The 18,428-nt window shown below is 65.3% G+C and carries 21 protein-coding genes; 17 read left to right on the forward strand and 4 right to left on the reverse strand.

The features are described 5' to 3' along the window. Positions 1-7 precede the first annotated feature (7 nt). Positions 8-481 carry a Holliday junction resolvase RuvX gene (gene ruvX / locus SAMIE_RS08215; RefSeq protein ID WP_066697354.1) on the forward strand — a complete coding sequence of 158 codons (474 nt, stop codon included), beginning with the start codon at positions 8-10 and terminating at the stop codon, positions 479-481. Between the two features lie 2 nt (positions 482-483). Beyond that, positions 484-882 (forward strand): Rap1a/Tai family immunity protein, encoded by a 399-nt coding sequence (locus SAMIE_RS08220; protein ID WP_066697357.1) that lies wholly within the window; start codon positions 484-486, stop codon positions 880-882. A 4-nt stretch (positions 883-886) separates the two neighbouring features. On the opposite strand, the gene serB is transcribed toward SAMIE_RS08220, so the two are convergent. Further along, the gene (gene serB / locus SAMIE_RS08225) at positions 887-1,765 is read right to left on the reverse strand and encodes a phosphoserine phosphatase SerB (protein ID WP_066697361.1); all 879 of its coding nucleotides are present in this window, start codon (positions 1,763-1,765) and stop codon (positions 887-889) included. On the opposite strand from serB, the gene miaA reads away from it, so the two are divergent. The 9 genes from miaA (at position 1,764) to SAMIE_RS08270 (ending at position 11,306) form a co-directional block, all read left to right on the forward strand. After that, positions 1,764-2,705, forward strand: a complete 942-nt coding sequence (miaA, locus tag SAMIE_RS08230) for a tRNA (adenosine(37)-N6)-dimethylallyltransferase MiaA (protein ID WP_066697364.1) — start codon at positions 1,764-1,766, stop codon at positions 2,703-2,705. The genes serB and miaA overlap by 2 nt on opposite strands. A 105-nt stretch (positions 2,706-2,810) precedes the next feature. Next, a complete protein-coding gene (locus SAMIE_RS08235; protein ID WP_066697374.1) occupies positions 2,811-4,562 on the forward strand; it encodes an acetolactate synthase 3 large subunit in 1,752 nt (583 codons plus the stop codon). Between the two features lie 10 nt (positions 4,563-4,572). After that, the gene (locus SAMIE_RS08240; RefSeq protein ID WP_066697376.1) at positions 4,573-4,944 is read left to right on the forward strand and encodes a hypothetical protein; all 372 of its coding nucleotides are present in this window, start codon (positions 4,573-4,575) and stop codon (positions 4,942-4,944) included. Further along, entirely contained in the window at positions 4,944-5,459 is a 516-nt protein-coding gene (gene ilvN / locus SAMIE_RS08245; RefSeq protein WP_066697378.1) for an acetolactate synthase small subunit, read from the forward strand. The genes SAMIE_RS08240 and ilvN overlap by 1 nt, the downstream gene beginning before the upstream one ends. A 49-nt stretch (positions 5,460-5,508) precedes the next feature. Further along, the gene (gene ilvC / locus SAMIE_RS08250) at positions 5,509-6,528 is read left to right on the forward strand and encodes a ketol-acid reductoisomerase (RefSeq protein WP_066697380.1); all 1,020 of its coding nucleotides are present in this window, start codon (positions 5,509-5,511) and stop codon (positions 6,526-6,528) included. Between the two features lie 142 nt (positions 6,529-6,670). Next, a complete protein-coding gene (locus SAMIE_RS08255) occupies positions 6,671-7,294 on the forward strand; it encodes a YceI family protein (RefSeq protein ID WP_066697381.1) in 624 nt (207 codons plus the stop codon). Between the two features lies 1 nt (position 7,295). Next, the gene (locus tag SAMIE_RS08260) at positions 7,296-7,886 is read left to right on the forward strand and encodes a YceI family protein (RefSeq protein ID WP_066697382.1); all 591 of its coding nucleotides are present in this window, start codon (positions 7,296-7,298) and stop codon (positions 7,884-7,886) included. A 222-nt stretch (positions 7,887-8,108) separates the two neighbouring features. Next, positions 8,109-9,779: a 2-isopropylmalate synthase gene (gene leuA, locus SAMIE_RS08265; RefSeq protein ID WP_066697383.1), complete on the forward strand. Its 1,671-nt coding sequence runs from the start codon at positions 8,109-8,111 to the stop codon at positions 9,777-9,779. Between the two features lie 207 nt (positions 9,780-9,986). After that, positions 9,987-11,306 carry a dicarboxylate/amino acid:cation symporter gene (locus SAMIE_RS08270; RefSeq protein ID WP_066697386.1) on the forward strand — a complete coding sequence of 440 codons (1,320 nt, stop codon included), beginning with the start codon at positions 9,987-9,989 and terminating at the stop codon, positions 11,304-11,306. Between the two features lie 10 nt (positions 11,307-11,316). On the opposite strand, the gene SAMIE_RS08275 is transcribed toward SAMIE_RS08270, so the two are convergent. Continuing rightward, positions 11,317-11,529 carry a hypervirulence associated TUDOR domain-containing protein gene (locus tag SAMIE_RS08275; RefSeq protein WP_066697389.1) on the reverse strand — a complete coding sequence of 71 codons (213 nt, stop codon included), beginning with the start codon at positions 11,527-11,529 and terminating at the stop codon, positions 11,317-11,319. Positions 11,530-11,668: 139 nt separating this feature from the next. Here SAMIE_RS08275 and SAMIE_RS08280 point away from each other — a divergent pair, with 139 nt between their 5' ends. From SAMIE_RS08280 to trmFO, 3 genes are all read left to right on the forward strand, one after another. Continuing rightward, on the forward strand, positions 11,669-12,217 hold the full coding sequence (locus SAMIE_RS08280; protein ID WP_066697397.1) for a GbsR/MarR family transcriptional regulator: 549 nt from the start codon (positions 11,669-11,671) through the stop codon (positions 12,215-12,217). Between the two features lie 54 nt (positions 12,218-12,271). Beyond that, positions 12,272-13,261 (forward strand): SRPBCC family protein, encoded by a 990-nt coding sequence (locus SAMIE_RS08285; RefSeq protein ID WP_066697400.1) that lies wholly within the window; start codon positions 12,272-12,274, stop codon positions 13,259-13,261. Between the two features lie 109 nt (positions 13,262-13,370). Then, on the forward strand, positions 13,371-14,714 hold the full coding sequence (gene trmFO, locus SAMIE_RS08290; RefSeq protein ID WP_066697403.1) for a methylenetetrahydrofolate--tRNA-(uracil(54)-C(5))-methyltransferase (FADH(2)-oxidizing) TrmFO: 1,344 nt from the start codon (positions 13,371-13,373) through the stop codon (positions 14,712-14,714). A gap of 10 nt (positions 14,715-14,724) precedes the next feature. On the opposite strand, the gene SAMIE_RS08295 is transcribed toward trmFO, so the two are convergent. Further along, complete coding sequence (locus SAMIE_RS08295; RefSeq protein WP_066697406.1) at positions 14,725-15,189, reverse strand: EF-hand domain-containing protein; 465 nt, start codon at positions 15,187-15,189, stop codon at positions 14,725-14,727. Positions 15,190-15,231: 42 nt separating this feature from the next. Continuing rightward, positions 15,232-15,945 carry a hypothetical protein gene (locus SAMIE_RS08300; RefSeq protein ID WP_232037400.1) on the reverse strand — a complete coding sequence of 238 codons (714 nt, stop codon included), beginning with the start codon at positions 15,943-15,945 and terminating at the stop codon, positions 15,232-15,234. Positions 15,946-15,960: 15 nt separating this feature from the next. Here SAMIE_RS08300 and SAMIE_RS08305 point away from each other — a divergent pair, with 15 nt between their 5' ends. The 3 genes from SAMIE_RS08305 to SAMIE_RS08315 are packed head-to-tail and all read left to right on the forward strand — an operon-like array spanning position 15,961 to position 18,411. Further along, positions 15,961-16,512, forward strand: coding sequence for a TadE/TadG family type IV pilus assembly protein (locus SAMIE_RS08305; RefSeq protein ID WP_066697409.1), 552 nt, complete (start codon positions 15,961-15,963; stop codon positions 16,510-16,512). Beyond that, positions 16,509-17,042, forward strand: coding sequence for a TadE/TadG family type IV pilus assembly protein (locus SAMIE_RS08310; protein ID WP_066697413.1), 534 nt, complete (start codon positions 16,509-16,511; stop codon positions 17,040-17,042). Before SAMIE_RS08305 ends, SAMIE_RS08310 begins: the two co-directional genes overlap by 4 nt. Positions 17,043-17,058: 16 nt before the next feature. Next, the gene (locus tag SAMIE_RS08315; protein ID WP_066697416.1) at positions 17,059-18,411 is read left to right on the forward strand and encodes a TadE/TadG family type IV pilus assembly protein; all 1,353 of its coding nucleotides are present in this window, start codon (positions 17,059-17,061) and stop codon (positions 18,409-18,411) included. The last annotated feature ends 17 nt before the right edge of the window (positions 18,412-18,428 follow it).

An 18,428-nucleotide genomic window follows, 5' to 3' on the forward strand; every position in this document is an offset into this window, starting at 1 on the left:
GGCGCGCATGACGCTCGTGACGACCGACCGCGCCGCCTTCCGCGCCGCGCTGCCGCAGGGCGGGCGGCTGATCGGGATGGATGTGGGCACCAAGACCATCGGCCTTGCCCTGTGTGACGCCGAATGGACCATCGCCAGCCCCGCCTACACCGTCGCCCGCACCAAATTCGGCAAAGACAAGATCGGCCTTGCCGCCTTCATCGAGCAGCAGCAGGTGAAGGGCGTCGTCATCGGCCTGCCGCTCAACCTCGACGGATCGAGTTCGCCGCGCGCGCAGGCGAGCCGGGCCTTCGCCCACAATATCGCAGACCTTGGTCATCCCATCCTCCTGTGGGACGAGCGCTGGTCGACGCAGGCGGTGACGCGAACCTTGCTGGAGGCGGACGCCAGCCGGGCCCGACGCGACGAACTGGTGGACAAGCTCGCGGCGAGCTACATCCTGCAGGGCGCGATCGACGGGCTGGTCGCGGGACTGGAGTGACGATGAGAAAAATCTGGGTGACAGCCATGGCGGCGCTCTGCACGATGCTGCCCGCAACCGCTTATGCCGGTTTCTACGGCGGCGACGCGCTCTACGAAAGCTGCACGGCGGACAGGGACGCGAAGGATTACTTCGAGCGGTCCTACGAATGCGTCGGCTATATCGCCGGGGCGGTCGATGCGTTCAACACCACGCGCGAGGCGAACGGCCTCAAAAGCTGCATCCCCGGCGACGTGACGCTCAACGACCTGCGCCGCACGACGGTGGATTATCTGGGCAAGAACCCCAGGGACCGCGCCGCCAACTCCGCCTCGTCGCAGGTCTTCGCCGCCATCCGCAAAGCCTGGCCGTGCAAGGCCGCGCCCGCGAAGAAGAAGCTCGCCGCAAGGAAGAAGCGCTGACGGCCTATTCCGTCACCCACTGCGCCGAACCGATGCCCTGCGCATAGAGCAGCGCGGACAGATCGCCATGCACGATCTCCGCCGCCGCCGCCGCGCGCGTCTTTGGCTTGGCGTGGTAGGCAACGCCGAGGCCCGCGCCCTCGATCATCGGAATGTCGTTCGCGCCGTCGCCCACCGCCAGCGTGCGAGCGCGGTCGATGCCCGACGCGATCGCGGCTTCCAGCTCCGTCCGCTTGCGCGCCGCATCGACGATGGGCGTCGCGACCGTCCCCGCGAGCGCACCGTCGGCGATGTCCAGCACATTGGCGACATGCGCGTCGAAGCCGATCTCTCCCGCCACCGGCCCGGTGAAACGGGTAAAGCCGCCCGACACCAGCAGCGTCCGCGCGCCCCGCGCCTTCATCGTGCGGACGAGCGCCTTCGCGCCCGGCATGATCCTCACCCGCTCGATCCGGCAGCGGTCGATGGCGTCGGCGTCCAGCCCTTTCAGAAGCGCCACCCGTTCCCGCAGCGCGCCCTCGAACCCCAGTTCGCCGCGCATCGCCCGCTCGGTGATCTCGGCTATCTGCGGTTTGATCCCGGCATAGTCGGCCAGCTCGTCGATGCACTCGACCGTAATCATGGTCGAATCCATGTCCGCGATCAGCAGTTCTTTCTCCCGGATCGCGACGGGCTGGACGATCACGTCGATCCCCTGCCCCAGCCCCGTCAGAGCGGAGCGGGCGGCGACCGGCTCTGCCGCGAAGAACAGGTCCGCCGCCTTGCCCGCGTCCAGCCACTCGCTGCCTTCGCTCTGGCACCCCGCTTCGTTCAGCCGGTCGGCGGCCTCGGCAATATCCCCCTGCCCCATGGAGCCACTTGCCACTAAGGTCGCGACGAACATGCCTTACTCCAAATCCCAGACAGGCGAATCCCGCCCGCGCGTGGCGCTTATTGCCGGGCCGACCGCCAGCGGCAAGAGCGCGCTTGCCGTAGAGGTGGCGAGGGCCGCCGGGGGGGTCGTCATCAACGCCGACGCCAGTCAGGTCTATGCCGACCTGCGCCTGCTGTCCGCCCGCCCGTCCGAAGAGGAAATGGGCGGCGTGCCCCACCGCCTCTTCGGCCATATCGACGGGGCGGAGGCATGCACCGCCGCGCGCTGGGCGGCGGAGGCGAAGGCGGAGATTGCTGCGGCCCATACGGCGGGACGGCTGCCGGTGCTGGTCGGCGGCACCGGCCTTTATATCCGCACCCTGCTGGACGGCATCGCGCCGGTGCCGGACATCGACCCCGACATCCGCGCCGCCGTCCGCGCGCTGCCGGTGGCGGAGGCGCACGCGGCGCTGGCGCATGAAGATCCGGAAGCCGCCGCCCGCCTCGCCCCCGCCGACACGACGCGCGTCGCCCGCGCGCTGGAAGTGGTGCGCTCGACCGGCGTGCCGCTGAAGCAGTGGCAGCGGCGCAAGGAAGGCGGAATCGGTGACCGGATCGCCCTGTCGCCGCTGATCCTTCTCCCGCCGCGCGACTGGCTGGCGGCGCGCTGCGACGCGCGCTTCGCCGCGATGCTGGAACAGGGCGCGGTGGCGGAGGTAGAGGCGCTGCTGGCGCGCGACCTCGATCCCGCTCTTCCGGTGATGCGCGCCATCGGCGTGCCGGAAATCGCCGCGCTCCTTAAAGGAGACAGCGACATGGACACCTGCATCGCGAAAGGCAGCCTTGCCACCCGCCAATATGCCAAGCGCCAATATACGTGGTTCGCCAACCAAAGCCCGCCCGGCTGGCCACGGGAAATGGGGGCGATGGACAAACTGACAACGGCGGACTTAGCAACTAAATTACAATAATAGGGGGTTGACCGGTCATTTTATGTCCACTAGAGGCAGCCACCTTGCCAAGCCCCGCACTTGGGCGCAAAGGCTTGCGCTTGCGTTTTTTGAAGGAGTTGACACGTGGCCGAAAAGAGCGGCGCGGACATATTGGTCGAATGCCTGGTCGATCTGGGCGTCGAAATTGTGTTCGGTTATCCGGGCGGCGCCGTGCTGCCCATTTACGACGCGCTCTACAATCACCCCACGATCCGCCACATTCTCGTCCGTCACGAACAGGGCGCGACGCACATGGCCGAAGGCTATGCGCGCTCGACCGGCAAGCCCGGCGTGGTACTCGTCACATCCGGCCCGGGCGCGACCAATGCCGTCACCGGCATCACTGACGCGCTGCTCGATTCCATCCCGATGATCGTCATCAGCGGGCAGGTCGGCACGCAACTGATCGGCACCGACGCCTTTCAGGAAGCGGACACGGTCGGCATCACGCGCCACTGCACCAAGCATAATTATCTGGTGAAAGACCCCGGCAAGCTGGCCGGCGTCGTGCACGAGGCGTTCCATATCGCCACAACCGGCCGCCCCGGCCCGGTCGTCATCGACATTCCCAAGGACGTGCAGGTCGCAACCGCGCCCTATGCGAAGCCGGAACTCAAGGTCCACGCCAGCTACCGCCCGCAGACAAAGGCGGACGCGGCGGGCATCGACGCGGCGGTGGAGATGCTGGCCGCGGCCGAGCGCCCCATCTTCTACACCGGCGGCGGCGTCATCAACTCCGGGCCGCAGGCGAGCGCGCTGCTGCGCGAACTCGTCGCGCTGACGGGGGCGCCGGTCACATCGACGCTGATGGGCCTCGGCGCTTTTCCCGCTTCGTCCGACCGGTGGCTGGGCATGCTGGGGATGCACGGCACCTATGAAGCCAACTGGGCGATGAATCAGGCGGACCTGATCCTGTGCGTCGGCGCGCGCTTCGACGACCGCGTAACCGGGCGGCTGGACGCCTTCGCCCCCTACGCGCGCAAGGTCCATATCGACATCGACCGCAGCTCGATCAACAAGATCGTCGACGCCGATGTCGGCATCGTCGCCGATGTCGCCAGCGCGCTGGACGACATGGTCGCGCTGTGGAAGCAGCGCGGGCATCAGGCGCAGGATCTGACCGAATGGTGGGCGCGGATCGCCGGATGGCGGGCGAAGCACTGCCTCGACTATCCCGAAACCGGCGCGGAGATCATGCCGCAGCGCGCCATCGCCGATCTCTACAAGGCGTGCCGCGCGACGGGCAGGGATGTCATCATCACCACCGAAGTCGGCCAGCACCAGATGTGGGCGGCCCAGCATTTCGGGTTCGAAGCGCCGAACAAATGGCTGACGTCCGGCGGTCTCGGCACGATGGGCTATGGCCTCCCCGCCGCCATCGGCGCGCAGGTGGGCAATCCCGACAGCCTCACCATCTGCATCGCGGGCGACGCTTCGGTCCAGATGAACATTCAGGAACTGGGAACGGCCAGCCAGTATCGCCTGCCGGTGAAGATCTTCATCCTCAACAATGAATATATGGGCATGGTCCGCCAGTGGCAGGAACTGACCTATGAAAGCCGCTATTCGAACAGCTATTCCGACAGCCTGCCCGATTTCGTGAAGCTGGGCGAAGCCTATGGCTGGACCGGCATCCGCATCGAAGGACCGCAGGAACTGGAGGCGGGCATCCGCCAGATGCTCGAGACGGACGGGCCGGTGATCGTCGATTGCCGCGTGGCGAAGCTCTCCAACTGCTTCCCGATGATCCCTTCGGGCGCGGCGCATACCGAAATGCTGCTCGACCCCAAGCAGATTGCGGGCATCATGTCGGACGAAGCGAAGGCGCTGGTGTAGGGACGATCCGGTGACAGGACATCTCAAACTGCGCATCCATGTGACCGAGCCATGGGATTTCGAGCGGGAGGCCGGGACGACCGAGCTTACCGGCTGGACCACCGATCATGTCGATCCCGACAATGAAAGCTGGGAAGTCCATCTCGACCATGGCTTCGATTTCGCCAAGCGCCGCATCGGCACCCTGCTGGTCGGCCCGCGCTATGTGGGCGAGCGGCTGGAACGGATGTTCGACGCGGTGGCGGGCTTTCCGGTGCGCCTCGCCCATCGGCTCGACGGCGACTGGCACTTCGCCTTCGTCGCCATGATTTCGCAGCGGCATGACAGGCCCGAACCGGGCCATGACGCAGGCGACGACCATCAGGATCACGGAACCCTCTGATGCATATTCAGGAAGAGTTGAGCCAGCGGCATGTCCTGTCGCTGACCGTTTCGAACGAGGCGGGCATATTGGCGCGCATCGCGGGCCTGTTCACCGCGCGCGGCTATAATATCGACAGCCTGACCGTGGCGGACATCACCCCCGACCATGGCGTCAGCCGCATCACCATCGTGACCAGCGGCCCGCCCAAGGTGATCGACCAGATCATCGCGCAGCTCGACCGGCTGGTGTCGGTGCACAAGGTGACGGACCTGACCGACGCCGGTCCCTTCGTCGAGCGCGAACTGGCGCTGGTGAAGGTCGCAGGCACAGGCGAGGACCGGATCGAGGCACTCCGCCTCGCCGATGTGTTCCGCGCCAAGGTGGTCGACACGACGATCGGAAGCTTCGTCTTCGAAATCACCGGCACTACCGAGAAAGTCGACAATTTCGTCGCGCTGATGCGCCAGATCGGCCTTGTCGAGGTCGGCCGCACCGGCGTCGTCGGCCTGCTGCGCGGGAAAGAGGCAAACTGAATTTCCTCTCCCTCAAGGGAGAGGGTTGGGATGTAAAAAGGGAAGAGACATGAAGGTTTATTACGACCGCGACGCGGACATCGGCCTCATCAAGGGCAAGAAGATCGCCATTCTGGGCTACGGCTCGCAGGGCCACGCCCATGCGCAGAACCTGCGCGACAGCGGCGTCGCCGAAGTGTGCATCGCCCTGCGCACCGGTTCGCCGAGCGCGAAGAAGGCCGAAGGCGCTGGCTTCAAGGTTCTGCCCAACGCCGAAGCCGCAGCATGGGCCGACGTATTCATGATCCTCGCGCCCGACGAGCATCAGGCCGCGATCTACGCCGCCGACGTGCACGACAATCTGCGCCCTGGCGCTGCGCTCGCCTTCGCCCATGGCCTCAACGTCCATTTCGGCCTGATCGAGCCGCGCAAGGACGTCGACGTCATCATGATCGCACCCAAGGGTCCGGGTCACACCGTGCGCAGCGAATATCTGCGCGGCGGCGGCGTCCCCTGCCTGATCGCGGTCCATCAGGACGCGACCGGCAACGCGCATGACATCGCCCTCTCCTACGCCAGCGGCGTGGGCGGCGGCCGCAGCGGCATCATCGAAACCAACTTCCGCGAGGAATGCGAAACCGACCTGTTCGGCGAGCAGGCCGTGCTGTGCGGCGGCACCACCGCGCTGGTGCAGGCGGGCTTCGAAACGCTGGTCGAGGCGGGCTATTCCCCCGAAATGGCCTATTTCGAATGCCTGCACGAACTCAAGCTGATCGTCGACCTGATGTATGAAGGCGGCATCGCCACCATGCGCTATTCGATCAGCAACACGGCCGAATATGGCGACATCAAGACCGGCCCGCGCATCATCACCGAAGAAACGAAGAAGGAAATGAAGCGCGTTCTGGCCGACATCCAGTCGGGCCGCTTCGTCAAGGACTTCGTGCTCGACAACCGCGCCGGCCAGCCCGAACTCAAGGCCAGCCGCATCGCGTCGCAGCGCCATCCGATCGAGGAAACCGGCGCGAAGCTGCGCGCGATGATGCCCTGGATCACCGCCAACAAGCTGGTCGATCAGGCCAAGAACTGACGCCATCCTCCCCTTTAGGGGGGAGGATTTTGGAACGGATCGACCATTTGCAGAAACGATCCGTTCGCCGATGCACCTCTGGATCAATCGGGGGGCGCTGCTATGGTGCAGCGCCCCTTGAGCGTTTCTGGAGAGATGATCCATGCGTAAATTCCTGATCCCCGCCGCCGCCCTCATCGCGCTGGCCGGCGGTTCCGCCCTCGTCGCGCAGATGCCGACCGCCGCGCCCGGCACGAAAGACCCGGCCAAGGTCACCGGCGGCACCTACAAGGTCGATGGCGGCCACACGCAGGTCGTGTTCGCCTGGGATCATATGGGCTTCACCAACAATGCGGGCACCATCGCCGAACCCACCGGCACGCTGACGCTGGACAAGGCGAACCCGGCGAACAGCAAGGTCAGCGTCACCTTCCAGATCGCGAACCTGCGCACCGGCGTCGCCAAGCTGGACGAGCATCTGATGAAGCCCGATTTCTTCGACGTGGCGAAGTTCCCGACCGCGACCTTCGTGTCGACCGGCGTGAAGCCCGATGGCGCGACCGGCGCGGAGATCACCGGCAACCTCACCCTGCACGGCGTGACGAAGCCGGTGACGCTCGACACCCAGTTCTACGGCGTCGGCCCCAGCCCGATGAGCAAGAAGGAAAATATCGGCTTCGTCGCCACCGGCACGATCAAGCGCAGCGATTTCGGCATGGGCTACGCCGTTCCGCTGGTCAGCGACGCGATCGAACTCAAGATCATCGCCGGTTTCGAACAGCAGTAAGATGCAGGCGCGGGCGCGCCTCCTGACGCTGATCGGCGTCATGGCGCTTGCACCTGCCGCGAGCGCGCCGGGCCTTTACCAGCCCGGCCGCTACGCCGTGGACGGCGCCGCCACCCGCGTCCATTTCCATGTGAAGGCGCTCGTCGGCAAATATGAAGGCGACCTGCGCGATCCGCAGGGTGAAGTCGCCATCGACCCCGCCCGTCCCGACCGCGCCGACATCGACATCCGCTTTCCCGTGGACAAACTCACCACCGGCGATCCGTCCACCGACGCGATGCTGAAGGGCGGCAGTTTCTTCGACATGGCGCAATATCCGACGGTGCGCTTCGCCGCCGAAGGCGCGCCGCTCGCCAGTGCGCAGGGCGAAACCCGCATCGAGGGCAGGCTCACCATGCATGGCGTGACCCAGCCTACGACCCTGACCGTCCGCCTCACCGGCGTCACGCCCGACGAAGCGCCCGGCATATCGACGCTGCATTTCACCGGCACGATGGCGGTGGAGCGCAGCCATTTCGGCATGGGCTTTGGCCGCCCCTTCGTCGCCGACCGCGTGGACCTCAGCGTCGACGCGGTTTTCCGCCGCTCCTGATCCCCGCGAAACAGGAAGGGGCTTTACCTGACCGCCGGAAAGCGGTTAAGGGCTGGGACATGCACGGCACGGCGCTCCTTACCCTGCTACGACTTACACGCCCTTAGGCGTGGCTTTTGGGCTGCCTTCCGACTAAAGGGCAGCGTTGATCCGCCTAAGGGCACTCACATCAGTCAAGTCGATCACCGGCGCCCCGACGCGCGCCGCGCAGGAATATATGCCATGATGCTGAAGCAACCCTCGCTGAAATACCGCCCCTTTCCGCAGGTCGATCTGCCCGACCGCCAATGGCCCTCCAACGTCATCACCACCCCGCCGCGCTGGCTCTCGACCGACATGCGCGATGGCAACCAGTCACTGATCGACCCGATGAACGCGGAAAAGAAGCGCCGCTTCTTCGACCTGCTGGTCAAGGTCGGCGTCAAGGAGATCGAGGTCGGCTTTCCCAGCGCGGGCGCGACCGAGTTCGACTTCATCTCGGGACTGGTGCGCGACGGCGCGATCCCCGACGATGTGATCCCGCAGGTGCTGACGCAGGCGCGCGCCGATCTGATCGCCACCACCTTCGAAAGCCTGCGCGGCGCGAAGAAAGCCATCGTCCACGTCTACAACGCCGTCTCCCCCGCATGGCGCAACATCGTGTTCCAGATGGAACGTCACCAGGTCCGCCAGATCGCGGTCGACGCGGCGAAGCTGCTGCGCGACCATGCGGCCAGACAGCCCGACACCGACTGGCATTTCGAATATTCGCCCGAAACCTTCTCCACCGCCGAACTGGATTTCAGCCTCGAATGCTGCGAGGCGGTGATGGAAATCCTCCAACCCACGCCCGAACGCCCGCTGATCCTGAATCTGCCCGCCACGGTCGAGTGCGCGACGCCCAACATCTATGCCGACCAGATCGAATGGATCTGCCGCAACATCTCGAAACGCGACAGCGTGGTGATCTCGCTCCATACGCATAACGACCGGGGCACGGGCGTTGCGGCGGCGGAACTGGGCATCATGGCGGGCGCGGATCGCGTGGAAGGCTGCCTCTTCGGCAATGGCGAGCGCACCGGCAACTGCGATCTCGTGACCGTCGCGCTCAACATGTATACGCAGGGCATCGACCCCGGCCTCGACTTTTCCGACATCGACGAAGTCATCCAGACGGTCGAATATTGCAACCAGCTCCCCGTCCACCCGCGTCACCCCTATGCGGGCGAACTGGTGTTCACCGCCTTTTCCGGCAGCCATCAGGACGCGATCAAGAAGGGTTTCGCCGCGCAGGACGCGCGCAACGACCAGATCTGGAACGTGCCCTATCTGCCCATCGACCCCAAGGATCTGGGCCGCGACTATGAAGCGGTGATCCGCGTCAATTCGCAGTCGGGCAAGGGTGGCGTCGCATGGGTGCTGCAACAGGACAAGGGCTACAAGCTCCCCAAGCGGATGCAGGCGGACTTTTCCAAGGTCGTGCAGGCGCTGGCCGACAGCAGCAGCCGCGAACTCAACGCTGCCGACATCGGCGAAGCGTTCGAGACGCATTACTGCCTGACCGGCGACCAGCCCTACGCCCTCATCGACTATCATGAAGGCGGGCAGGCGGGCGACCGCATCTTCACCGGCAAGATCGGCCACAAGGGCGCAGAGCGTTCGGTGTCCGGGCGCGGCAACGGCCTCCTCTCCTCGGTGCTGGCGGCGCTGCGCGACGAATTTGGCATCGAACTGGAGATTGCCGACTATAGCGAGCACGCCATCGGTGCGGGCAGCGACGTGAACGCCGCCGCCTATGTCGAATGCCGCACGCCGGACGGCCGCACCGTCTTTGGCGTGGGCACCGACAGCGACGTGGCGACCGCTTCGGTCAAGGCGGTCCTGTCCGCCGCCAACGGCATCGCCGTCCGCTGACCGGCCGGGGCGGGGCCGCCACCCGCCCCGCCCGTCATGGCACTGAAGCCCCATCTGCTGCATGGCGGATTTGCCCGGTCCGTCCGTTGAACCGGGCCGTGAGGAGAAAGGGCCACCTTATCCCTGTTATACGCCCGTCAAGAATTGCTTGCGCGCAATCGCGCGTGCGGCGTTCGATATAGGCGGTCGTTCGAAGGAAGAATATCCATGGCCCTCCCCTATCGCAGTTTCGGGTTTCAGGTGCTGGCCGGCATGGTCGCGGGCCTCGCCCTCGGCCTTGTCGCGCGGCAGATCGGCGCGGGGCCGGACGGCGACCTCAACTGGCTGGCGACCGCGCTCAAGACCGTCGGGTCGATCTTCGTCTCGCTGCTGAAAGCCATCGTCCCGCCGCTCGTCTTCGCCGCCATCGTCGCGTCCATCGCCAATCTGCGCGCGCTCGACAATGCGGCGCGGCTTGCGGGGCAGACTTTGCTCTGGTTCGCGATCACGGCGCTGATCGCGGTCGCCATCGGCATCGCCATCGGCGTGATCGTCCAGCCGGGCGTCGGCATGTCGAGCGCCGCTCTCGCCGCCAAGCAGCCCGATTCGGTGGGCGGCTGGCTCGATTTCCTGAAAGGCCTCGTCCCCGGCAACAGCCTTGCCCTGTCGGGCAACACCAAGATCGCGGAGAGCGGCGCGGCGACCACGACGATCTCCTTTAACATCCTGCAACTGCTGGTCATCTCCATCGCGGTGGGCATCGCGACGCTCAAGGTAGGCGAGCGGGCCGAACCTTTTCTCGCCTTCGTCCGCTCGCTGCTCGCGGTCGTGCGCGCGATCCTCGGCTGGGTCATCCGCCTGACGCCCATCGGGTCGGCGGCGCTGATCGGCACCGCCATCGCCACTTATGGCTGGAGCGCGCTGGCGCAGCTCGGCACCTTCACCGCTTCCATCTATCTCGGCCTCGCGCTGGTGCTGCTGGTCGTCTACCCCCTGCTGCTGATCGCCAACGGCCTTCGCCCCGGCGCTTTCTTTGCGAAGGCATGGCCCGCGATCCAGCTCGGCTTCGTGTCCCGCTCCTCGGTCGGCACGCTGCCGGTGACGGAGGCGGTGACGGAGCGGCTCGGCGTCGACCGGGGCTATGCCGCGTTCGCCATTCCTCTGGCCTCAACCACGAAGATGGACGGATGCGCGTCCATCTATCCGGCGCTCGCCGCGATTTTCGTCGCGGGCTTCTACGGCATATCGCTGCACGCCATCGACTATGCCTTGATCGTCTTCGTGTCGGTGCTGGGATCGGCGGCGACGGCGGGCCTGACCGGAGCCACCGTCATGCTGACGCTGACGCTCTCGACGCTCGGCCTGCCGCTGGAGGGCGCGGGCCTGCTGCTCGCCATCGACCCGATCCTCGACATGGGCCGCACCGCCGTTAACGTCGCGGGGCAGGTGCTGGTCGGCGTGATCGTCGCCAGGCGGGAGGGGATATTGGACGAAAGCGCCTATTATGGCGCGGCATCGGCGGAGGCGTCCCCGCTCCCCGCCGAATGAGCGGAAAGCCCTAGCTGGCTTTCTTCAGTTCCGAAGGCCTGTGCGCCGCCTTCTTCCCCGACTTGTCGCTTTTGACAATATATTGCGGGTCGTCCTTCGTCGCGGCGACCTTGTGCCCCTTGATGTGGGTCGTGCCGGTCTGCTTCTTCTCGACCGTGCCCCTGGTCTTGTCCTGCGGCGTGTTCCACTCGACCTTGTCGCCCTTCTTCAACTGCTTCGCCATCCTGCGTCTCCTTGCATCATGACGGAGCAATGTCCGGCGAGCCGCGCCGTTCCCGCCCTGCACCAAAGCGCATGTGTGGGAATCTGCTCTTGCCGAATCAGAATATTCCGTTATTTCTGTTTTTACAGAAAGGACCGTCATGCCATTACTCGACCATCCGGACGCCAAGACTTTTCTGCTCCACTGGGGCGAGATGGGGACGCAATGGGGCGTCAATCGGTCCGTGAGCCAGGTGCACGCCCTGCTCTATCTGTCCGACCGTCCTCTGCCGGCCGACGAGATCGTTGAGCAACTCGGTCTCGCGCGGTCCAATGTTTCTACCGCTCTTAAAGAACTGCAGTCCTACGGTATCGTAAGGCGGGTGCATGTCGACGGAGACCGGCGCGACCATTTCGTCGCGGAATTGGATTTATGGGACATGCTCACCCGCATCGCCGCAGAGCGTAAACGGCGCGAGATCGACCCGACTATAGTGCTGATGGGCGAACTAGCAGCCCGGCTTGCGAAGGATGATACCGCCCCGCGTCATGTGCGCGAGCGGATCACGCGGATGCACGAATTCCTTTCCACGCTGGGCAATTGGTATGAGCAGGTCCGCATTCTACCAAAGCCGACCCTGATCGCGCTCATGAAACTTGGCGGCAAGGTCGCTCGCTTCCTGCCGCGGGCCAAAGACAAGCAGAACTGACGTTTATCGAAACGAAGGTCTCGACGATCGCCTCATTTTTCGGAGGTTTCAGAAATGTCTGACAATGATGACAAAAATATCGACCGTCGACGCAAGCTTGCCTTACTGCGCATTAGCGGCGCGGTCGCTACTTCCGTCGCCATCCTTCTTGGCGTGTATTTCCTTCTGGAGGCTGTGCGGCCCGAAAGCGGCCTTATAAGCTTCTCCTTCCTCCTCGTTCTTCCGGCCGCCATCTGCGCTTTCGCTACCTATATCGGCGATCCACTCGCAGAGCGGAGTAGGTCATTCTACATGACCATGCCGCTTTGGCTGTTGGGCGGAGTTATGCTGATTTCAATTCCCGTGTTGCGGGAAGGAGTGATCTGCGTGGTGATGCTCGCGCCGCTTTGGATCGCGAGCGGCATGGTCGGAGCCTATGCCAGCTATCGGCTACGCGACCGCGCTGGCGACCGGGGCACCTACTGCATAACGGTCCTGATGATACCGCTCCTCGCCATGCAGATCGAACCCTTCATTCCTCTCCAGCAGCCGGAGGCGACGGTCAGCCGGTCCATCGTCATCAACGCCAACCCGGATGAAATATGGCCGTTGCTGCGCGGTATTCCCGATGTACGGCAGGATGAAGGAGCCTGGACATTTACACAGAATGTGCTCGGTGTCCCCCGCCCTATCGGCGCCTACCTGCTGGGGAGCGGGATCGGCGCCATCCGCATGGCCAACTGGGGTCGCAATGTCCGCTTTCGCGAACATATCATCGACTGGCAGCCAGGCCGCGCGATCGGCTGGCGTTTCGACTTCCGCGGATTGGATGCATGGCAGTTTACCGACCGGCACCTGATGCCCGACAGCCGCTACTTCAAGGTTACGACCGGCGGATACCGGATGGAGCCGGTAGGACAAGGGCGCACCCGCGTCACCCTCGACACAAGCTACCGGATGCAGACACCGGTCAATTCCTACTCACGCATGTGGGGCGAAGTCTTCCTCGGTGACATCGAAACCAATCTTCTGACATTGATCCGGCAGAGGGCAGAGCGCGGTTGATCTCTCCTACTCCCTCCAACCCTGACTATACTGCTCGCATCGGGCAGCAAAATATCCTACCGGCGACCGTAAATTTCAAAATTTGTGGGAAAAGTGCGAAGTTAAGCCCATGTCCGATCATCAGGTTCACATCATCGGCGGCGGCCTCGCGGGCACGGAAGCGGCGTGGCAGCTTGCACAGGCGGGCGTCAAAGTGCGCCTGTCCGAAATGCGCGGCAGCGGGGACATGACCCCCGCGCACCAGACCGATGGCCTTGCCGAACTCGTCTGTTCCAACAGCTTCCGCTCCGACGACGCCGACAAGAACGCGGTCGGCCTGCTGCATCAGGAGATGCGGCGGCTCGGCTCGCTCATCATGGCGCAGGCGGAACCGGCCAAGGTGCCCGCAGGCTCCGCGCTGGCGGTCGACCGCCACGTCTTTTCCGATGGCGTCACCCGCGCGCTGGCGGAGCATCCGAATATCGAGGTCGTGCGCGAGCGCATCGACACCCTCCCTACGCAGGGCATGACCATCGTCGCCACCGGCCCCCTCACCGCTCCCGCGCTCGCGGCCAGCATCGGGCAGGCGGCGGGGATGGAGCATCTCGCCTTCTTCGACGCCATCGCGCCCGTCATCCATTTCGACAGCATCGACATGGACAGATGCTGGATGGCCAACCGCTGGGACAAGATCGGCCCCGGCGGCGGCGAGGGCAAGGACTATATCAACTGCCCCATGACGAAGGACCAGTATCAGGCCTTCGTTCAGGGTCTGCTCGACGGCGAAAAGACCGAGTTCAAGGAATGGGAGGCCAACACCCCCTATTTCGAAGGCTGCATGCCGATCGAGGTCATGGCCTCGCGGGGGCCGGAAACGCTGCGCCACGGGCCGATGAAGCCGATGGGCCTCGACGATCCGCGCACCGGGCGCTGGCCCTATGCCGTGGTCCAGTTGCGGCAGGACAATGCGTCGGGCACGCTGTGGAACATGGTCGGCTTCCAGACCAAGCTCAAACATGGCGCACAGGTCGAACTGTTCCGCACGATAGCGGGGCTGGAGAAGGCGGAGTTCGCACGGCTCGGCGGCCTGCACCGCAATACCTTCATTCAAAGCCCCAAGCTGCTGGACGCGACGCTGCGGCTCAGGAGCGCGCCCCATATCCGGTTCGCCGGGCAGATGACGGGGTGCGAGGGTTATGTGGAAAGCGCCGCCATCGGCCTGCTCGCCGGGCGCTTCGCGGCTGCCGAACTGCTGGGCCATGCGCTGACGCCCCCGCCAGCCGATACCGCGCTGGGCGCGCTGCTCGGCCATGTGACGGGCAATGTCGCGACGGCGGACTATCAGCCGATGAACGTCAATTTCGGCCTCTTCCCTCCGCTCTCCGACGTGAAGAAGAAGAGCCGCAAGGAAGCCTATACCGCCCGTGCGCGCGCCTCGTTCGGGGAATGGATGGGGCACATGGCGCTGGCCTGACCCCCGTCCGTCAGCATTTGCAGCGCGGCTTCACGATCCGTTTCGGCGCGGTCGCGGCAAACTCCTCGGGCGTCAGCCTGCCGTCCCTGTTCGCATCCGCCGCGCCGAAACGGTCGGAAGTCGCGACCGCCCACTCCTCGAACGACAGCAGGTTGTCGCCATCCCTGTCCAGCGCCTTGAAAGCCTTGGTCCGGCTGCCCAGCATCTCCACCCGCGTGATGACGCCATCCCGGTTGCGGTCGTAGCGGGCAAAGCGCCTCTGCTCCCGGCTCTGCGGGCTGGCCTCCGCAGGCATGGGCGGCGCTTCGCCGACCGCATCGGGATCGCCTTCGGGCAGCGGCTCCAGCGCGGGCGGCGGCGGCGGCGCGGAGGCGAGCTGGGGCAAGGGCTGCTGGCTGGCGCGCCCCTGCCACCAGAACAGCCCGCCCGCGACCAGCAGCAGCATCGCCATCGCGCCTGCCAGCAAACGCCCCATACGCTCTAACTCCCTGTTTCGCGCCGACGCTATCCCGATCCGCTACCGCCCGACAAGCGCGATCCGCAATATGCGCAGCGCATAGGATCGCGGCAGCCCCGGTGGCGCGCCACGCCCCGCGATCACATCCTGCCGCGCCAGCGCGAAGGCGATGCGCAGCGGCTTCCACCGCCGGGACCAGCGGCCCTCGCCCGCATCCGCCACGATTCCCCGCGCCAGCGTCAGCGCCGCCTGCGCCAGAGCGGGATCGCCGACATGGCCTGCCAGATCCCACAGCGCCCACACCTGCCCCGCCGCGATCAGCCATGCGGGCGGATCGCCCTCGCCCGCCAGCGCCCGGAACAGGCCACCGCCCCGCCCGGCGGCGTAATCGCGCAACTGCCCTTCCCCCAGATCCGGCTCGACCGTCAGGATTTCCCACCCGTCGATTACCGCCTCCAGCCCCGGCGCGCCGATGGCGCCGGTCGCGCGCAGGGCGTCGGCCACCGGCTCGCCCCGCCCCTTCGCGCCTGCCGCATCGTCGATCACCTCGCTCCACCAGGCGAGCCGCATCTGCCCGATCATCGGCTCGCTCGTCGTGCGCGCCACGGCGGCAAGCCGCCCGTCAAACGCCCAGATCGCCCGCGCCCGGTCCGCGTCCGCCCCGGCATGGGCGCACAGCAGCGAGGGCAGCGGCGGCAGTTCTAAAGAAATTGGTAATCCCCCTGGGTGTATTGGGCCATCAAGGCCCGGTCTGAACGGGCCAGGGTCGGGCATAAGATCAGATAGACGATGAAGCAACGCGCGCATCATGGACTGGCGAGGCTGCCCCTGAAACATCTGGGGTCCGACCGCCGTGGCGCAACGCTGGTGGAATTCGGCTTCATCATCATCCCGCTCATCGCGATCGTGCTGGCGGTGGTTCAGGTCGCGATCACCCTGTTCACGCAGCAGACGCTGGAAACCGCGACGGAAAAGAGCGCCCGCCTCGTCATGACGGGGCAGAACCGCGCCAGCAACACCACACAGGCCGCGTTCAAGACGCTGGTGTGCGGCAAGCTGCCCAGCTTTGTGAACTGCGGCGACGTGATGGTCGATGTCGCGGCTTTCCCGACCGTGGCCGCAGCCGACACCTCGACCCCGACCATCACCTACACCAACGGCGTTCCGAGCAATAGCTGGTCCTATAATCCGGGCAGCGATGGAGAGATCGTTCGGCTGCGGATCATGTATCTGGCCTCCAGCGCCGCAGGGCCGCTCAATTTCACCGTCGCGAACCAGCCCAACGGCAAGCGGCTGATGATCGCCACGCTGATCTTCAAGAACGAAACGACCTCGACATGAGGCGGCCCATCCTCATCGACGCGCTCCGCCGCCATCTCGCGGGCATGGCCGCCGTCGAGTTCGCGCTGACCGCGCCTGTGCTCATCCTGATGTTCCTCGGCACCTTTCAGGTGACGGACGCGGTGGGCGCGAAACGGAAACTCGGCATCGCGACCCGCGCCATCGCCGATCTCACGACCCAATATACCTCGATCAGCTCATCCGAAGCGGACTCGATCCTGCAATCGTCCAATCAGATCATGGCGCCCTATAACGCGGCGCCCGGCACCTTCGTCGTCTCGCAGATCTACGTCAGTCCGGCAGGCGCGGCGACCGTGCAGTGGAGCCGCGCGCGCAACGGAACGGCGCGCACCACCGGAGCGTCGGTCACGCTGCCGACGGGCGTTGCGCAGAACGACAGCTACGTGATCCTGGCGGAAAGCAGCTACCCCTACACCCCCACCGTCGGCCTCGCCATCGTCCCGACCATCACCATGAACGAGCAGATCTACATGTATCCGCGCCTGTCAGACAGCGTCAATCTCCAGTAGATTCAGGACAACGCCCATGCCCCTCCCCACCCTCTGCCGCTTCCGCGCCTTCTGCCAGAGCCAGCGCGGCAACGCGCTGATGATCTTCGCCTTCGCGCTGGGGCCGATGGTGATGGGGACCGGCATGGTGATCGACTATTCGCAGGCCGCGCGCCTGCAAAGCAAGATGAACGCCATCGCGGACGCCGCCGCCCTCTCGTCCGTGACCAAGCCGATGATGCGCGTCAGCGCCAGCACCGCGCGGCAGCAGGCGATCAACCTGTTCAAGGGGCAGGCGGCGTCACTCAACGGGCTGGTGTTCGATCCCAACACCCAGTTGACCGTCACCGTCACGGACAATGCCGGCGCCACGATCAACCGCCAGACCACCGTCACCTACAGCGCCACATCGAAAAATTATTTCGGCGGCATATTGGGTCTGCAGGCCATCGCCATCGGCGGCACATCCTCGTCCCGCTCGGCGGACGCGCCCAATATCGACTTCTATCTGCTGGTCGACAGTTCGCCCTCCATGGCCATTCCCGCGACCACCGCCGGGATCGCGGCGATGATCAATGCGACCAAATCGCAGGGCGGCGGCGCGGGCTGCGCCTTCGCCTGCCATCAGACCAGCACGACGACCTCCGATCCGGGCGGCACCAAGAAGGTGAACGGGGTCTATGTCGATAATTATTATATCGCCAAGACCGACCTGAACCTGAAACTGCGCATGGATCTGGTGCAGGAAGCGGTGGCGGACCTGACCGACGTGGCGACAGCGACCGCCGCGGAAAACAAGGCGAAGTACCGCTTCGCCATGTCGAATTTCGACATTTCCTATAAATCGGTGCTGGCCGCTCCGACCACCCCGTCCACCGCCAAGAGCAGCGCGTCGAGCCTTCAGTTGCTGACGGTCTGCCGCAACAATCAGGCGGTCTGCGGCGTCAACGACAACGACCAGCACACCAACTTCACCGCCGCCTTCACTGGCGCGCTCGCCAACCTGCCGCTGGTGCCGGGCAGCGGCTCGAACCAGCCGGGCGACACGCCGCAGGCGATCCTGTTCCTGATCACAGACGGGATGCGCGACGAAAGTTCGGGCGGGCGCAAGCTGGGACCGATCCCGACCGCGCAATGCACCCAGATCAAGAGCCGCGGCATCCGCATCGCCGTGCTCTACACCGAATATCTCTATGAAGCGGCGAACGACAGTTGGTCCATCTCCAACGTGCGCAATCCCTACCTCGCCGCGCCGGAAAAGATCAGCCCCGCGCTGGCAAGCTGCGCATCGCCCGACCTGTTCTACAAGGTGACGACGGGCGACGACATCTCCGCCTCGCTCGCCGCCCTGTTCCAGAAAGCGGTATCGACGGCGCGCCTGACCCAGTAACGCGACGACGGACGCCG

Source organism: Sphingobium amiense, assembly GCF_003967075.1.
In the GTDB taxonomy this organism is placed as follows: domain Bacteria; phylum Pseudomonadota; class Alphaproteobacteria; order Sphingomonadales; family Sphingomonadaceae; genus Sphingobium; species Sphingobium amiense.

Coding starts and splice junctions, on each gene's coding strand:
- ruvX (WP_066697354.1), top strand. CDS start 8: ATGACGCTCGTGACGACCGACCGCGCCGCCTTCCGCGCCGCGCTGCCG.
- SAMIE_RS08220 (WP_066697357.1), top strand. CDS start 484: ATGAGAAAAATCTGGGTGACAGCCATGGCGGCGCTCTGCACGATGCTG.
- miaA (WP_066697364.1), top strand. CDS start 1,764: ATGCCTTACTCCAAATCCCAGACAGGCGAATCCCGCCCGCGCGTGGCG.
- serB (WP_066697361.1), bottom strand. CDS start 1,765: ATGTTCGTCGCGACCTTAGTGGCAAGTGGCTCCATGGGGCAGGGGGAT.
- ilvN (WP_066697378.1), top strand. CDS start 4,944: ATGCATATTCAGGAAGAGTTGAGCCAGCGGCATGTCCTGTCGCTGACC.
- ilvC (WP_066697380.1), top strand. CDS start 5,509: ATGAAGGTTTATTACGACCGCGACGCGGACATCGGCCTCATCAAGGGC.
- SAMIE_RS08255 (WP_066697381.1), top strand. CDS start 6,671: ATGCGTAAATTCCTGATCCCCGCCGCCGCCCTCATCGCGCTGGCCGGC.
- SAMIE_RS08260 (WP_066697382.1), top strand. CDS start 7,296: ATGCAGGCGCGGGCGCGCCTCCTGACGCTGATCGGCGTCATGGCGCTT.
- leuA (WP_066697383.1), top strand. CDS start 8,109: ATGATGCTGAAGCAACCCTCGCTGAAATACCGCCCCTTTCCGCAGGTC.
- SAMIE_RS08270 (WP_066697386.1), top strand. CDS start 9,987: ATGGCCCTCCCCTATCGCAGTTTCGGGTTTCAGGTGCTGGCCGGCATG.
- SAMIE_RS08275 (WP_066697389.1), bottom strand. CDS start 11,529: ATGGCGAAGCAGTTGAAGAAGGGCGACAAGGTCGAGTGGAACACGCCG.
- SAMIE_RS08280 (WP_066697397.1), top strand. CDS start 11,669: ATGCCATTACTCGACCATCCGGACGCCAAGACTTTTCTGCTCCACTGG.
- SAMIE_RS08285 (WP_066697400.1), top strand. CDS start 12,272: ATGTCTGACAATGATGACAAAAATATCGACCGTCGACGCAAGCTTGCC.
- trmFO (WP_066697403.1), top strand. CDS start 13,371: ATGTCCGATCATCAGGTTCACATCATCGGCGGCGGCCTCGCGGGCACG.
- SAMIE_RS08295 (WP_066697406.1), bottom strand. CDS start 15,189: ATGGGGCGTTTGCTGGCAGGCGCGATGGCGATGCTGCTGCTGGTCGCG.
- SAMIE_RS08300 (WP_232037400.1), bottom strand. CDS start 15,945: ATGCCCGACCCTGGCCCGTTCAGACCGGGCCTTGATGGCCCAATACAC.
- SAMIE_RS08305 (WP_066697409.1), top strand. CDS start 15,961: ATGAAGCAACGCGCGCATCATGGACTGGCGAGGCTGCCCCTGAAACAT.
- SAMIE_RS08310 (WP_066697413.1), top strand. CDS start 16,509: ATGAGGCGGCCCATCCTCATCGACGCGCTCCGCCGCCATCTCGCGGGC.
- SAMIE_RS08315 (WP_066697416.1), top strand. CDS start 17,059: ATGCCCCTCCCCACCCTCTGCCGCTTCCGCGCCTTCTGCCAGAGCCAG.